The sequence below is a fragment of the Kitasatospora sp. NPDC101447 genome (assembly GCF_044767225.1).
Taxonomy (GTDB): domain Bacteria; phylum Actinomycetota; class Actinomycetes; order Streptomycetales; family Streptomycetaceae; genus Kitasatospora.
In genome coordinates this window covers 54,234-69,251 of record NZ_JBIWNL010000008.1, presented here as the reverse complement: position 1 = coordinate 69,251, position 15,018 = coordinate 54,234, and the positions used below count along the sequence as shown (strand labels likewise).

The window sequence follows — 15,018 nt, the reverse complement described above, 5'->3', positions numbered from 1 at the left end:
CGCTCAGCCCTGCCGCTTCACCGTTGCCGTTCCCGTTGCTGCCGTTCCCGTTGCTGCCGTCGCCGTCGCCGTCGCCGTCGCCGTCGGCGACCCTCCCTGGGCCCTGGGCAGCAGGCCGGTGAGCAGGCCGTCGACGGTGGTGTCCACGACGGCGGTCACGTCGTCGCCCGCGATCATGCCGCTGTTGAGCAGGACCGCCAGGCCGTGCAGCGTCGAGAACACCAGCCGCCCCGCGGCCTGTTCGTCGCCGGTGCCGAGCTCGCCGTCGCGCCGGGCGGCCGCGACGGCCTCGAAGGGCACGGTGTACGCGGCGTGGGCCGCGGCCCGTGTGGCGTCCGTACCCTCCCGGTGCTTGCTCGCGAACATCAGCTCCACGAGTGGCATCCGGCCCGCGGTGAACGCGATGTAGGTGTGGGCGATCGCCCGGAGCCGGGCCTCGAAGGAGGAGCCCGCGTCGCCCAGCGCTTCGGCGATCCTCTCCGACAGGCTCTCGAAGCCCCGGACGGCGAGCGCCTCCAGCAGTGCCGCCCGATCGGCGAAGTGCCGGCGGGGCGCGCCGTGGCTCACACCGAGGTCGCGGGCGAGCGCGCGCAGTGACAGGTCCTCCACGCCCGAGGCGATGACCGAGCGTTCCGCCTGGTCCAGGAGCTCGGTCCTCAGGTTGCCGTGGTGGTAGCTCCGTTCTGACATGTCCGGATGCTAACAAACGGCGATGTTGTCATTGACAACATTGGTTGGCGCTGGCAGCCTGGAGCCATGAGTACTTCGCACAGCAAGTGGACCGCCGCGGACCTCCCGGCGCAGACCGGCCGCACGATCGTCGTCACCGGAGCCACCAGTGGTCTCGGCGCCGTGACCGCGCGTGAGTTGGCCCGCGCCGGTGCCCACGTGGTGCTGGCCGTCCGGGACACCCGCCGCGGCGAAGCCCTCGCCCGGGGCCTGTCCGGCAGTACCGAGGTGCGGCGGCTCGACCTCGCCGACCTCTCCTCGGTCCGCGAGTTCGCCGAGGGCTGGCACGGCCCGCTCGACGTCCTGGTGAACAACGCCGGCGTGATGGCGATCCCCGAGGCGCGCACGGCCGACGGCTTCGAGATGCAGCTCGGCACCAACCACCTCGGGCCGTTCGCCCTCACCAACCTGCTGCTGCCGCACATCACCGACCGCGTCGTCACGGTCGCCTCCAACGCCCACCGCAGGCCCGGCGTCGACATCGACTTCGACGACCTCAACTCGACGAAGTCGTACAGCCCCTGGCGGGCCTACCAGCAGTCCAAGCTGGCCAACCTGCTCTTCGTCCGGGAGCTCCAGCGCCGCCTCACCGCGGCCGGCTCCACCGTCACCGTGCACGCCGCGCACCCCGGCTACGCCGCGACCAACCTGCAGAGCGGCTCCGCCGGCGCCGGCCAGCGGTTGGTGCTGGCGATCGCCAACCGCCTGATCGCCCAGTCCGAGGAGCAGGGTGCGCTGCCCTCGCTCTACGCGGCCACCCAGCCCCTGCCCGGAGCCAGTTACACCGGCCCCGACGGCCGCGGCGAGCTGCGCGGCTACCCCGCCCCCGCCCAGCTCAGCGCCAACGCCACGGACGACACCAAGGCCCGCCGCCTCTGGGACGCCTCCGAGAAGCTCACCGGCGTGGGCTTCCCCGCGATCCTGGACCACTGAGCGGCGCCCGCGGGCACGCCGTTCACCCTCCGACCATTCCGGTCGGCCACGCCTACGAGCAGGCGCGGCCCGCCCGCGCGCTCGCTGTCCGGACCGCCGGGCGGCTGACCGAGTGCGTCACGGAGGGGGAGTGGCGGCGCGGAAATGGGTCGCCCGGTCGGGTGCGGTCGGGGCATGATCCGCACCTGTGACGATGTCGAACCACTCCCTGGTACGGGCGGCCGCCCGCAACAACGCCGAATGGTGTGCGGTGATGAGCCGAACGCACGGCTCGGTGGGCGCCTTCGAGGAGGAGGCGTGGGCTGCCGCGAGCCGCACACCCCTCTACTACCCCGACGCGGTGACGCTGCTGCCCGGGGCGGACGCGGCCGCGCTGGTCGCCCGGATCGACAACGCGGTCCCTGGGGCGTCGGTCAAGGACAGCTTCGCCGACCTCGATCTGACCGAGGCCGGCTTCCGGGTGCTGTTCGACGCGCAGTGGGTCCACCGCCCGGCGGGCCCGCCCACCACCGCGTCGGACCTCGCCTGGGAGGTGGTGGACAGCGCCGACGCCCTGCGCGCCTGGGCGCTCGCCTGGGACGACGGAGCCGGCTACACGCACCTCTTCCGGCCCGAACTGCTCGACGACCCGGCCACCTTCGTGATCGCCGGACGGTCTCCCGACGGCCGGGTGGTGGCCGGTGCGGTGGCGAGCCGCAGTGACCGGGTGGTGGGGATCTCCAATGTCTTCGCCCTGGACGGGGGCGTCGACGCGGCCTGGCCGGTCGTGCTGGAGGCGGTCCACCGGCTGTTCCCCGCCCTGCCCCTGGTCGGCTACGAGGGCGACGACGATCTGGTGGCCGCCCTGCGGCACGGCTTCGAGGCGGTCGGTCCGCTGCGGGTCTGGATCGGCTCGGGCCGCGCCTGACCGCCGCGCCGCGCTTGACCGTCGGGCCGCGCCTGACCGCCGCGCCGCGGCCCCGTCCGGCCCCTGTCCCTCGATGCGGACCCGCCGTCGCACGAGATCTGCTCGGGAGGTCCGACCGGCACGAGGGCTCCTGACGTGCGATCAGGCATGCGGAGCGGCCCTGTCCGCTGCCAGGCGGGTGAGCCACTCGCGCAGCAGGTGCTGCTCGGCCTCGCTCAGGACGTCGGCGTCGTCGGGGAGAGCGGCGCGCAGGGCGCGGGCCGCCGCGGCGGGGCCGGCCTCCGCGGCGGGGACCGTCGGTTCGGCGCGGGTGACGGCGGCGACCATGGCCTCGCGGAGCGTGGTCAGCAGCGCCGGGTTGCGGCGTTCTGCCGGGGTGGAGCGCCAGGTGGTGACCGCGCCTCGGCCGGTGGCCTGGATGATCTGGGCGGCCAGCTCCTCGTCGACCCGCAGCCACCCCCCGGCCGCCAGTCGGCGCACCCGGCCGTGGAGGATTTCCAGGCCCGCGCGGTGTGCCGTGTCCGCCTCCTGGCCGGTGGCCCTGTCCATGACCGCGAACAGCTCCGGGCGGGAGATCCCGAACTCCACCACCACGTCCCAGCCGCGGCGCAGGTCCTCCACCGCGTCCTGCGGATCGGGGTCGAGCTGCGCGCGCTTGCTCTCCAGGAACTGCGCGTAGCCGTGCTCGGCGACGGCCTCAAGCAGCCCCTCCTTGTCGCCGAAGAGGCGGTAGATCGCCGGCGGTTGCATTCCGGCCGCGGCGGCGACCGCGCGGGTGCTCATCGCGTCCGGGCCGCCGTTCTCCAGGAGCTCGACGGCCGCCTCGACGATGCGGCGACGAGGGCTGTCGGTGGTGTCACGCGTAACCATGGATCGATGGTATCGGAGGTTTGATTCCACCGATATTCCGGTGTTACTGTCAAAGTGATTCCACTGGAAACACCGTTGGGGGAGCCAATGATCATCGTCACCGGAGCCACCGGAAAGCTCGGCCGCCGCACCGTCGAACGCCTCCTGGAGCGCGTCCCCGCCGACCGCGTCGGCGTCAGCGTCCGCGACCCTCGCAAAGCCCAGGACCTCGCCGACCGCGGCGTTCGTGTCCGGCAGGGCAGCTTCGACGACCCCGCCTCGCTCGTGCACGCCTTCGAAGGGGCCGAGCAGGTGCTCCTCGTCTCCCTCGACCGCACGGGCGAGGAGTGCGTCAGCGGCCATCGCACCGCCATCGACGCAGCCGTGAAGGCCGGCGTCGGCCGCATCCTCTACACCAGCCAGACGGGCGCCGCCCACGACTCCCGCTTCCAGGCATGCCGTGACCACGCCCGGACCGAGGACCTGCTGCGCGCCACCGGTCTGCCGTGGACCGCACTGCGCAACGGCTTCTACACGGCCAGCGCCTTGCTGTTCCTGGAGTCCGCCCGCCACACCGGCGACATCGCCCTCCCCGCCGACGGCCCCGTCGCCTGGACCGGCCACGACGACCTCGCCGAGGCCACCGCGGCGATCCTCACCGCGGAGGAGGGCCGCTTCGAGGGGCCCACCCCGCCGCTCACCGGCGCGGCGGCGCTCGACTTCGACGCCATCGCCGAGGTCGCGTCCCGGGCCACCGGGCGGCCCTTCACCCGCACCGTCGTCCCCGACGACGCCTTCCGCGAGCAGGCACTGGCGCACGGCGCCCCGGCCCCGATCGCCGACCTGATGGTGAGCATCTTCGCAGCAGCGCGGAACGGCGAGTTCTCCGCCGTCGACTCGACGCTGGCCGAGCTGATCGGGCGAGAGCCCGCCACCTTCGGTGCCCTGCTGACGCGCGCCTGGGCCGAATAGATCCCGAGGGAGCCGACGATGTCCACGCGTCCGCCACCGGTGACGTCGGCGGGGGTGGCCGGAAGACCGCCTCCTGTAGGCGAAGTCGAGGGGCGGTCTTCCGGGGTTTCCTCAGGGTGTGGGGAGCGTAGCCCCTGCCACTGACACTGCCCCGTGACGTCGACACTGCCCTGTGACGTCGACACTGCCCTGTGACGTCGACACTGCCCCGTGACGTCCCGGTGCCGGACGATCCGCGCCGACTCCAGGTCCGCGAACGGGCCGGGCACCCCGAACCGGGCAGCCGGGCTGCGCCTGTGCCGGTTGGCCACCAGATGGGCGGGTAACCCGCAGTTATGGGCACTGGCACCGGCATGACAGGCGGTGACGGCGGGCTCACCCTGGATGCGGGCGGCCGTCCGACCATCGGCGTCGAGGAGGAGTACCTGCTGCTCGACCCGGACAGCGGTCTGCCGCTGCCGCACGTCGACGCGGTGCAGGAGGCCGCCGGACTGCACCCAGCCGTGCACCACACCGAGCTGCAGAACGAGCTGCTCCAGGCGCAGGTGGAGGTGGCCACCCCGGTCTGCCGGGACCTCGCCGAGGTCGGCGGCCATCTGCTGCGCCTGCGGCACGCGCTCGCGGCCGCCGCCGAGACGGCCGGCTGCCGGCTCGCCGCGTGCGGCACCGCCCCGTACGCCCCCTCCACGCCCCCGGCGATCGTCGACGCCCCGCGTTACCGCGCCATCAGGCAGAACATGTCGCGGCTGGCCGACGAGGCGCTCATCAACGGCATGCACGTACACGTGGCCGTGCCCGACCCGCAGACGGGTGTCGAGGTGCTGAACCGCCTCCGGCCCTGGCTGCCGGTGCTGACTGCGCTGTCGGCCAACTCGCCGCTGTGGTACGGCTCCGACACCGGCTACGCGAGTTGGCGCACGGTGGTCTTCAGCCGCTGGCCGATCAGCGGGATCCCGCCGTACTTCAGGGACGCCGAGGACTACGACCGCCGCATCGACCACCTGCTGGACGCCCGGCTGATCCGCGACCGGGGCCAGCTGTACTGGCAGGCCCGGCTCTCGGCGAAGTTCCCGACCGTCGAACTGCGCGCGATGGACGTCCAGTTGCGCGCCGACGAGGCGGTGATGCTGGCCGGGCTGGTGCGCGCGCTGGTCGTCACGGCGATGCGGGACGCGGCCGCCGGACGTCCCGCGCCGGAGCGGACGCCGGAGAGCCTGGACGGCGCGGGGTGGCACGCCGCCCGGTACGGAATGGACGGCACCCTGCACGACCCGGCGACGGGACTGTCCCGGCCGACCGGCGAGCTCGTCGGCTCCATGCTGGCCGCGCTCCGTCCGGTCATGGACGAACTGGGTGACACCCGTGCGGTGGTCCCGCTGGTCGAGCGCCTGCTGGACGAGGGCAACGGCGCCGAACGCCAGCGTCGGCACCTGGCGGAACACGGGCGCTCCGGACTGATCGCGATGATCGCGGCGGAGAGCGCGGCGGCCTGAGCGGGGTGGCCTGAGCGCGGTAGCCGGAGCGTGACGGCGCGGCGACGAGCGTGACGGCGCGGCGACGTCCGGCCGCCCGTCCTGGCCACCGGGGCCGCGCTGCCACGGCGGTCAAGCGATCTCGCTGTCCGCGCTTCGGGGCGTCGTTCTCGGAGTCGTGGCGTCTCTCCACACCGGGTGGAGCGAGCCGGCCGCGCTGGGGGATGATCTCCTGCGTGGCTGAGGAAGTGGTTGCAGGTGCGGACGATGCTCGTGCATGGGACGAGCGACTGGGCTGGGCATTCGGTCTGATAGCGGACGATCCGGCCGAGCGGGCTGCGGCGCTGGTTCGTCTGGCCGAGGCGCAGAGGAAGGTCTCGGACGCGCTCGGTCGGTTCAATGAGATGTGGTGGCTGACGTCGTCTTTGGGAACGGAAGAGCAGTACCAGGAGTCGGCCTTGGTACAGGCGCATCGGATGTATCACCAAGCCCAGAGGAGTTCGCTGCCTGACGGGCTGTGGGGTCGCCATGCAGTCGGGGATCTGGCGACCTGGCCGGGGCTGCCCTATGCGTTGCTCTTCCTGGAGTGGGAGGCGAAGTACCCGCAGGAGTGGACGCACCATGCGAAGGCGTGGGGTACGAAGCAGCGGCTCATCCGGGACCTGGCCCTCGCCCGCCAGGAGGACGCGGTGAAGGCGAAGCTCACCGATCTGGTCGAGATCGTCGTCCACCGTGCGTACCGCTGCAAGGACCGCGAATACGTGCGGGTCGCCAGGGCCGTCGACAGCGCCGACCTGCGCGACCGGCTCGATCGTGCAGTCGACTCGGACAGTCCGTGGGCCCGGTGCCAGGCAGGGTACGTGCTCTGGCTCCTTGACCGCCCTGACGTGCCGAACACCCGTCATGTCTGGCGGTCCTGGGTGGCCGGCAGGGCCTCGGCGTAGCCGCGAGGCCGTCCGGTCCCACCAGCAGGCGGTCACCCATGGCACTTGAGCTTGATCAGCAGGACATCGTCGGCAAGCGCGTCCAGGTACCCGCCGATGTCGTGTTGGTAGTGCCACCCGTCATCCATGTGAGGGCAGGTCTTCCAGTCCTCGCAGAGGGCGTGGACGGGCGAGGTTCCGCCCTCGATCCACCAGCTGTCGAGCGTGAGAAGGTCGGGCTGCTGGATACGGACGGTCACCCGGTCCACGAAGTCCGCCCGGTCACCGTCGAGTGCGGGGACGAGTCCGATCTGGTGGTTCAGCCACGAGATGTCACCGAGCTCGGGGACCTGGCTGAGCGGATCCGCGACGAACGCCTGGAGCAGCGGCTGTCCCGTGAAGTCGGCCCACATCCGCTCGGTCGGATAACCCTGCGGATCCTCCAGGTGACGGGCGCGGAGCGTCGTCCACGGCAGCATCGGCGGATGCTCGGGGGCGAGGCGTTGCCACAGATCCCACGGATCGCCTGCCCGAGCGCCGTGACGAGGTCGTCCCGTGCAGCCGCGGGCAGGCAGGCCACGACCCGGATTCCCGCCATCTCCGCCCCCGTACCCCACGCTCGGCCAGTCCGCGCATGACGATATCGGGCTGATCCTGTCCGGCACGACGGGTATTTCCGGGAAGTGATCCTTTCAGCGGCGGGACGCGATTCTCACCACCATGCGTCCAGGCGCGGAGCCAGTCGGTGCTGTTCTTGGGGGAGAGGAAGACGTCGAAGGACTCGAACCAGCCCTGGTGGCAGCCCGGCGTGCGGTCAGCGTCCGACGGCACGCCGGGCCGCCGGTCGGTGGCTGTTCTCGGCCGTGGCCGGCCGGGTGGTTCCCGGGGCCTTGGCGGGGCCGGCCGGTCAGCGGCCGGCGAGGTGGCGGGAGAGCTGCTCGACCGCGTCGAGCTGGGCGGTGGTGAGGTGTCGCGCCTCCCAGATCACCGCGGCCACGTCGGCGGCCCGGGAGTGGAGTGGTGGCAGGTCGTCGGGCAGGCGGATGCCGCCGAGCGCGGCCAGATCGCCGGCGGGAATGCCGAGCACGCCCGCGAAACCGGCCACCAGCTCGGGGGTCGCTTCGACGGTGCCGCGGCCCACCCCGCCGATCGTGGACGCCGCCAGGTAGATCCGCCCGTCCGTCACCGCGTACAGGGCCTTCGCCGTAGACAGCCAGGTGAGGTTGCGACTGTGCGCCAGCTGCAGCAGCACCGCGCCGAAGCCCGGCTCGTACTGGTGGTGCGGCCGGTCGACACCACCCTTTCCCTCCCGCCGGACCAAGGGCTGCGCCCGGATCGCGTCCAGCAGCGGGCGCCGGTTCCCGGCGGGCATGACCATCGTGTTGTAGACGACATGGCTGACCGACCAGTGCGGATTGCGGGTGACCGGCGTCAGGTCGTCGGGTACCGGCTGCCCGGCCAGGACGAACAGGTCGGCGGTGTGCAGCCCGAGCGCCGGTCCGAGGGCCCTGAGCAGCCCTTCGGTCGGTACCCGTCCGTCGAGCACGGCCTGCAGCTCCTCCGTCCCGGTGCCGGCCGCCGTCGACAGCACGGAGACATCGATCGTTCGATGCTCCATCAGGCGCGCCAGCAGCACGCCGAACTCCTGCACTCCTGTCATACCGTCAGCCTATCGACCCTTGCGCAGAGGCCATCGGGAGCCCGCCCGGCGGCCCTTGTTGCACCGACTGTTGCACCGGCGTCCGACGCGGATCCGGCCACCCTGACCGCTCTCGCGACGTCCTGCGGGCTCCTTTCCGTGTCAGTCGGGTATCGCTCGGAGAGTCGATGAGCGGTGAGCGCCGGTCGGCTGAGCCGAGGGCTCGCACCTGTCGTGGGCGCGGGGTGCCTGGTTATTGAGTGGTCGCGATGGAGGGCATGGGCCAGACTCCGTGGCCATGGACGGCACGATTGCTCAGCGGGTTGGCGAGCTCGACGCGGATTCGAGCGAAGTGGCAGAAGACGCCCAGCACGCGCTGATCGCCATGGGGCCGGAGGTGCTGGACGAGTTGATCGCCGCAGTGCCGCAGTTGGGGGCGTTCGGGCAGCTCTGCGCCATCGACGTCTTCACCGCGCTGAAGGATCCGCGGCCGGGAGACGTGCTGATCGGCCTGTTGGACAGCGAGAACGCCACCGTTCGCCAATGGGCGGCCGAAGCCTTGGCGGGCCTGGGGATCCAGCGTGCCGTGCCCGATCTCCAACGGGTCTACGAAGCCTTCCGGCAGCGAGGGGAGGCCCCCGATGACAGCGAAGGAGAGGCGCTGCGCTGGGCGCTGACGGATCTCGGCGCCCGCGAGCCCGTGATCCCGCCACGGGCCGCTGCGCTGCGGGCCTCGCCGGGGAACCCGGACCCGGCATGGCCGACGGCTCACCTTGCCGAGGTCATCGAGGATCTGGCCGCTCACGGTCAGGCGGTGCTCTACTACCAGGTGTGGCAGATCAAGCCGGACGACGGGGCCTACTGGCGTCGGGGTCCGGGCATCGACTGGGACATCGACCGCCGCTTGCCCTGGGCTCGGATCGTGACCGAATGCCGGGACTGGGCACTTCTGGCAGCCGAAGAAACCGACAAGGCCCCCGACCTGGTGGCGACGATCTCTTGGATTGACGCCTCGGATCTGTGAGGCCCCGAGTCGAGTTCGGCTGTTTCGGCTATCCGGTCAGCCGGTCTCGGCCGCGCAGGCGAGATCCTGCGCCGGTCGCTCCCCGGTGGTCAGGAACGTGGTCACCGCTCTGTCGCCGCACTTGTTCTTGGCGAACAGGTACGAACCGTGCCCGCCGGCGTCGACGGTCACCATCCTGGCCCGGTCGCCGAAGGCCCGCCGCAGCTTCCGGGCTCCGGTGAGCGGCGTTCCCGGGTCGCGGAGGTTCTGCAGCAGGAGCACGTTCGACGGGCCCTCGCCGGTGATGCGCACCTGCGGCTCGACCGGCTCGGACGGCCAGAACGCACACGGCGTGATGTTGGCCCCGGAGGCGCCCAGCATCGGGTACTTGACCCGGTCGACTTCGACATCCACCTGGTAGCGCAGCACCGACTTCGGCCAGCTGGAGTCGCCGCAGAGGGTGTAGAGCCGGGCGGCGGAGGGATTGTCGGAAGCGGGCACGGGTGGTGGCAGTGGCCGGCCCTGGTCGAGCAGCCGCCAGTTCCCGGCCAGCTCCGGCATGCCGAAGTCGCTGTAGAGGGCGCCGAAGTTGAGCCCGCGGAACAGCGAACCGTCGACCCCGCCGACCGGCTTGCGGTCCAGCCGCGCGGCGAGTTCGAAGAACTTCGCCGTCACCTCTTCAGGCGTGGCGCCCAGTCCGTACTTCGCGTTCTCCGCGGCGGCGAACTTCGCGAAGTCCGGGAACCGGTCCGCCATGCCACGACCGAACAGCCGCATGGCCGTGCGGTCGTACCCGCCCGGCCCGAGGTTGCTGTCGAGCACGATCCGGTCGGTGTGCTCCGGGAACAGCTGCGCGTACACCGCGCCGAGATAGGTGCCGTAGGAAACCCCGTGGTACGAGATCTTCGGCTCGCCGAGGGCTTCCCGGATCCGATCCAGATCGCGAGCCGCGTTCGCGGTGGTGACGTGCGGCAGCATGTACCCGCTTTCCGAGGCGGCGCACTGCTTGGCGACGGTCTCGGCGATCTCGGCCTGCTTCACCACATCGCCCGGATTCCTCGCATACGGCAGGTTGCCCGGTGCCATCTGCTCCTCGGTGAGATCACAGGTCACCGGCGTGCTGTGGCCGACGCCGCGCGGATCGATCCCGATCACGTCGTAGGCGTCCCGCACCTCCTGGGGCAGCAACTGGCCGAGTTGACCCGCCCACCGCAGCCCCACCCCGCCCGGACCACCCGGGTTGGTGAACAGCACCCCTCGCCGCTGCGCCGGCTTCCGGCTCGCCAGCCGGGAGACCGCGATCTCGATCTTCCTCCCGTCCGGCTGCCGATAGTCCAGCGGCACCCGCACCGTCGAGCACTCCAGGCCGGCCCACGCGGCATCCTCCGGGCACGCCCCCCACTGCACCGCACCCGGCGCGGCCGCCGCGGACACCCCCGGTACCAGTGCGACTGCCAACACGGCGACGCCGAGCACCACGGACAAGCTCCTGCGCATCCGACTTCTCCCCGGTCCCGACGCGATCACGTCGTCCCGACCAACGTAAGCGACGCCGTTGCGGCATGGTCGACAGGAATCGACGGGCCAGACCCGATCAGGTGATCGGAATGACACCGCATGCACCGCTCCAGCGACCCCCCGGCTTCGGGGCGAGCAATCCGTCATCGCTGCGGAACGCGTCAGCCGGGCAAGTCAGTACCGGTTGAGACGGACCACCCGGCCTGGATCGCCCAACTGCCCACTGCCGGCGCCGCCGTGGCCGCGGCCACGCTGCGCCACCGGGCGGGGGTGCAGCCGGAAAGGGCGCCCGGGCCGCGGTGGCGTGGCGATATGGTGCCGGTCATGGGAAGTCGTATACGTGCGGACCGGCCGCTGCGTGATGTGCTCGACCGGCTGGGGGCCGACGAGCCGCAGTCGGCGCGTCGGCGCAGGGTGCTGGGCGGCGCCCTGGTCGTGGTGGCGCTGTTCGGGTCGAACGCGGCGGGGCAAACGTGGCTCGGGACCTGGCCCGAGATGTGGATCGGCACGGAGGACCTGCTCCAGTGCGCCGCACTGATCGTCACCGCGTTTCTCCTGACGGGGCGTTCGCGGATGGTCGCGTGGGCCGCAGCCGCGAGCGTGACCCTGATGCTGATCGGTACCGTGATCGACGTGATGACGATAGGGGGCGACGGTGATTCCTACGTGGCGTTGGCCGTGTCTCTGGTGATCAAACTGCCCACCGTGGTGGTGCTGGCGGTCCTGGTCAGGCGCGGCAGGGAGTGGTGACGGACCGGCTGCGGGTCGTCCGGGGCGGCCGAGGCGCAATCCCGTTGCTCCTGACTGCACGTAGGTGGATCCGGACTCCGGACAGGACCTGATTCTCCTTGCACTGCTCTCGCCACGCTCGGAGCGCGGAGCCCTCCTCTGTTCTCAGCCATGTCACTTGACGCTGCGTGTTCTTGACGGACGTCAGGGGTCACGTCACCTGCCCGTGCTTGAGGTGACCTGTGGTGGCAATGCCGGAATGCCGGTCCGAACGCCCGGCTCGCGTGCCCCATGGTGCGTCGGCGCTCGTGGTTGCAGGCCTCGGCCTGAGCCCGGATCTGAGTACTCGTGCTCAGGACCGCGGTACTGCACGTCAGTAGCGTGATCAAGAACGCAAGCGGATCGGCCGACACGGGGGACGACACAGATGCAGACCGGTGACCGTACGACGGCCCGCAGGTGGCCGGTCGTTCTCGGCATGGTGCTCCCCCTCCTTCTGATCGGCGCAATCGCGACCGCGAACTGGGCCTGGGACCACGGCCATGGCCCGGTCGCCAGGCACGACGAGCCCGGGACGGACGCCGGGAAGGCCCGGGACAGTATCCAGAGCGCCCTCGAAGGCTCGGTGGGCGCCATCACCCCGCAGGTCGCGCACTCCGACGGCTGGTACTGGGTGGTCCGCGACCCGGACCACTGGGACGGCGAACCGATGCCGACCTCCCACGTGTACCGCATGTGGTCGCTCCAGGCCCGGATCGACCGGTCGAAGTACAAGGTCCTCGCCGACCAGCTCGCCCGGTACTGGACCGCGCACGGCTACACCGTCGGCAAGTTCCAGAACTTCGTCGGGGCCAACACCGACACCTTCCCGACCGATGAGCGCCAGATCTCCGCCACCTCACCCGACGGCGTCCTCGTCACCCTGGAGATGGACACCCCGGGGGTGAGCCTCCAGGCCTTCATGGACGGAGTCCACAACGCGGGCACCGAGGTGTACGGCAAGGCCCCCTCCCAGCCCGGCCACCGGTTGGACGACTACTCGCACCAGCTGACCGTCGTGCCCCCGATCACCGACGACCCATACTGGTCACACTACTGACGATCGATCCGGGCGAGTTGATGCCTGGGCCGGTGCGCCGTTGGCTTCGTGCACGTGAAGTGGTTCTGGCTCAACTTCCGGATGCTGTTGGTGATCTCCACCAGTCCCACAACAGCACCCAGGTCGCTCAGTGGTCGGAAGTGTCCGTCCGCTGCGTCATGCTCCCAGCGTGAACGAAGACGCCTTCTGGCAGCTCATCGAAGACTGCAGGCCCGCAGGACCTGACTCGGAGGCCGAACTCCTCGCCGCCAACATCACTGAGCGCCTCGCCCGGTCGCCGTTGTCGCTGGTCACAGGCTTAGCGGAACAACTGTCCTGGGTGCTCTACCAATTGGACCGCAAGGAGTACGGACAAGACCTGTCGCAAGACGCCTTCCTGTACACGCGGGCCGCGGTCGTCGCCGCCGGCCGCGCGGTATTCGGCAGAGTTCTGCAGGACGCTTCCGCCTTCGCCCCGTTCGTCATCGACCACATCTGGGCCGAGAGCCTGCTTTACGTGCCGGACCGTGCTTACGAACGCATCACCGGTGAGGAGTGGGGCCGCGACACGCGCTACTCCTTCGAGTCGTACTCGAACGCCGAGGGCTGGGCCGGCTGAGCGCCGGACAGAGACGAATGCTGCCGGGCGCTCTTCACCGAAGAGGGTGAGGATCCCGGCCTTTCCGGCCGTCGGGCATGTCTGCCCTGCTGTTCCCGCCTGAGGGTTCTTCACTGGGGGTGGGCTGCGAGGGCGATGGGGTAGTGGTCCGGGCGGGAGATCCCGGCGTCGACCGTGCGGATGGCTCGGGCGAGCAATCCGCGCCGCCCGGCCGCTCGGCCGGCCAGGCCGCCAGGCCCGACGACTCCCGGTCGGGCAGCAGGTCCACCGGCCGGCGGGTCTCGGCACCCGTGCTCCGGCTCACCGACACCCCGAACACCCCGGCCAGCCGGGCACCGGCCCGCCAGGCCAGTGCCAGGCCGACCGAGGCGAGCGTCGACCGCAGGCGCTCGGTCCACCGGCCGTGGCGTCGCGTCAGCCCTTCGATCGGCTCGACGAAAGTCCGCCCCGGGTCGACCAGCGCCCGAACCCCGGACATCTGTGCCCCGCCGCCGCGGCCTTGACCCTCACGTTCACCGACTCCACGTCCACGTCGACATTCACCAGCCGCTCCTGCCCCGGGCCGGTGCCGGCACCGGGACCTCGGACAGTTGTTGGACTTCCGGCCTGCCGTAGGCGGAAAAGGTGAACGCTCGCCGGAGGCTCAGGAACCAGCCACGTTTGCGGGCGCGGTCCAGCCGGTAGCTCGGATCCACTCGACCAGGTCCAGGGTGGCCGGTTCGATCGAGCGCACCACCGTGAGGTCCGAAGGGTCTTCCCTCGCCTTCGCGAACTCGCGGAACATCGCCTTGTCGAGGTCGTTGGGAAGCACGCTCAACGGGAGGGCCTCGTACCGTGCCGGGAGCCCGGCGTGCGCGCCGAACGCCTCGGCGATCTGGGGGCCCGTCAGCTCGTCGCCGACGAGCTCGACGACTCCGCCGGTCGCCACCGCGGTGTCGAGCAGGAGCGCGGCGGCGACCCGGCCGATGTCCCGGACCGAGATCATCTTCAGGGCGACGTCCTCCGGCAGCGGCATCCTCAGCACGATCTCCCCATGCTCCAGGCTCGGTGCCATCACGCTCGCGAAGTTCTCCATGAAGGCGGTCGCGCGAACCACCGAGGCCCTGAGGCCGGACTGCCTCAGGTGCTCCTCGATCGACTGCTTCGAGTCGTGGTGCGGCACACCCGACTCCCGGTCCGCCCCGAAGACCGAGTTGAACACGACGTGCGGGACGCCCGCCTCAACTGCCGCGTCGACGAGCGCGGTACCGATGCGGATCTCCGCCTCGACCTCTTCGAGGCTGTTCGCTTCCGGGGTCATGAAGGAGAACCCCCCGACCGTCGCCAGCGCGGTGGTCAGCGACGCCGGGTCGTCGGCCCGGACGGCCGCCAGCTCGACGCCGCGGGCGGCCAGCGCCCGAGCCCGGTCGGACTGCGGGTTGCGAACCAGAGCCCGCACCCGCGCGTTGTGGTCCAGCAGCGCGTCGACCACCGCCCCGCCCTGTTGCCCCGTCGCGCCGAAAACGGCGATCGTGCCGGTCGTCCGGGTGTTCATCGCTGCCACCGCTTCACCAGCGGTCTCAAGCTTGATCTGTTGTGACATGTCTCCACGATGCGGTCTGCGGTGCCAGGCGCACCACCGGTATCACGCCAGGATCTTCCGATAAC

Annotated in this window: 15 protein-coding genes; 9 read left to right on the top strand and 6 right to left on the bottom strand. The window is 71.1% G+C overall.

Annotated features, from left to right (window positions below):
* Window positions 1-3: 3 nt before the first annotated feature.
* Window positions 4-690: a TetR/AcrR family transcriptional regulator gene (locus ACIRST_RS14395; protein WP_402802511.1), complete on the bottom strand. Its 687-nt coding sequence runs from the start codon at window positions 688-690 to the stop codon at window positions 4-6.
* 66 nt (window positions 691-756) lie between these two features.
* Between ACIRST_RS14395 and ACIRST_RS14390 the strand changes: the two genes are divergently transcribed.
* Complete coding sequence (locus ACIRST_RS14390) at window positions 757-1,662, top strand: oxidoreductase (RefSeq protein ID WP_402802510.1); 906 nt, start codon at window positions 757-759, stop codon at window positions 1,660-1,662.
* A 193-nt stretch (window positions 1,663-1,855) separates the two neighbouring features.
* The gene (locus ACIRST_RS14385; RefSeq protein WP_402802509.1) at window positions 1,856-2,569 is read left to right on the top strand and encodes a hypothetical protein; all 714 of its coding nucleotides are present in this window, start codon (window positions 1,856-1,858) and stop codon (window positions 2,567-2,569) included.
* A 141-nt stretch (window positions 2,570-2,710) separates the two neighbouring features.
* Here ACIRST_RS14385 and ACIRST_RS14380 read toward each other — a convergent pair whose 3' ends face one another.
* Window positions 2,711-3,439, bottom strand: a complete 729-nt coding sequence (locus ACIRST_RS14380) for a TetR/AcrR family transcriptional regulator (RefSeq protein WP_402802508.1) — start codon at window positions 3,437-3,439, stop codon at window positions 2,711-2,713.
* An 87-nt stretch (window positions 3,440-3,526) separates the two neighbouring features.
* On the opposite strand from ACIRST_RS14380, the gene ACIRST_RS14375 reads away from it, so the two are divergent.
* The 3 genes from ACIRST_RS14375 to ACIRST_RS14365 all read left to right on the top strand — a co-directional run bounded on the left by ACIRST_RS14375 (window position 3,527) and on the right by ACIRST_RS14365 (window position 6,806).
* On the top strand, window positions 3,527-4,390 hold the full coding sequence (locus ACIRST_RS14375; RefSeq protein WP_402802507.1) for an SDR family oxidoreductase: 864 nt from the start codon (window positions 3,527-3,529) through the stop codon (window positions 4,388-4,390).
* A gap of 353 nt (window positions 4,391-4,743) precedes the next feature.
* Entirely contained in the window at window positions 4,744-5,883 is a 1,140-nt protein-coding gene (locus ACIRST_RS14370; protein ID WP_402802749.1) for a glutamate--cysteine ligase, read from the top strand.
* Between the two features lie 215 nt (window positions 5,884-6,098).
* A complete protein-coding gene (locus ACIRST_RS14365; protein ID WP_402802505.1) occupies window positions 6,099-6,806 on the top strand; it encodes a hypothetical protein in 708 nt (235 codons plus the stop codon).
* Window positions 6,807-6,838: 32 nt separating this feature from the next.
* Here ACIRST_RS14365 and ACIRST_RS14360 read toward each other — a convergent pair whose 3' ends face one another.
* Window positions 6,839-7,264, bottom strand: coding sequence for a hypothetical protein (locus ACIRST_RS14360; RefSeq protein WP_402802504.1), 426 nt, complete (start codon window positions 7,262-7,264; stop codon window positions 6,839-6,841).
* 428 nt (window positions 7,265-7,692) lie between these two features.
* Window positions 7,693-8,445 carry a hypothetical protein gene (locus ACIRST_RS14355; protein WP_402802503.1) on the bottom strand — a complete coding sequence of 251 codons (753 nt, stop codon included), beginning with the start codon at window positions 8,443-8,445 and terminating at the stop codon, window positions 7,693-7,695.
* A 277-nt stretch (window positions 8,446-8,722) separates the two neighbouring features.
* Between ACIRST_RS14355 and ACIRST_RS14350 the strand changes: the two genes are divergently transcribed.
* Window positions 8,723-9,448: a HEAT repeat domain-containing protein gene (locus ACIRST_RS14350; protein ID WP_402802501.1), complete on the top strand. Its 726-nt coding sequence runs from the start codon at window positions 8,723-8,725 to the stop codon at window positions 9,446-9,448.
* A gap of 36 nt (window positions 9,449-9,484) precedes the next feature.
* Here ACIRST_RS14350 and ACIRST_RS14345 read toward each other — a convergent pair whose 3' ends face one another.
* A complete protein-coding gene (locus ACIRST_RS14345) occupies window positions 9,485-10,924 on the bottom strand; it encodes an alpha/beta hydrolase (protein WP_402802499.1) in 1,440 nt (479 codons plus the stop codon).
* A 333-nt stretch (window positions 10,925-11,257) separates the two neighbouring features.
* Here ACIRST_RS14345 and ACIRST_RS14340 point away from each other — a divergent pair, with 333 nt between their 5' ends.
* From ACIRST_RS14340 to ACIRST_RS14330, 3 genes are all read left to right on the top strand, one after another.
* Window positions 11,258-11,695, top strand: a complete 438-nt coding sequence (locus ACIRST_RS14340; RefSeq protein WP_402802498.1) for a hypothetical protein — start codon at window positions 11,258-11,260, stop codon at window positions 11,693-11,695.
* Between the two features lie 406 nt (window positions 11,696-12,101).
* Window positions 12,102-12,773 (top strand): hypothetical protein, encoded by a 672-nt coding sequence (locus tag ACIRST_RS14335; RefSeq protein WP_402802497.1) that lies wholly within the window; start codon window positions 12,102-12,104, stop codon window positions 12,771-12,773.
* Window positions 12,774-12,942: 169 nt separating this feature from the next.
* On the top strand, window positions 12,943-13,371 hold the full coding sequence (locus ACIRST_RS14330) for a DUF4240 domain-containing protein (RefSeq protein ID WP_402802496.1): 429 nt from the start codon (window positions 12,943-12,945) through the stop codon (window positions 13,369-13,371).
* A gap of 643 nt (window positions 13,372-14,014) precedes the next feature.
* Here ACIRST_RS14330 and ACIRST_RS14325 read toward each other — a convergent pair.
* On the bottom strand, window positions 14,015-14,905 hold the full coding sequence (locus ACIRST_RS14325) for an NmrA/HSCARG family protein (protein ID WP_402802747.1): 891 nt from the start codon (window positions 14,903-14,905) through the stop codon (window positions 14,015-14,017).
* Window positions 14,906-15,018: the final 113 nt, after the last annotated feature.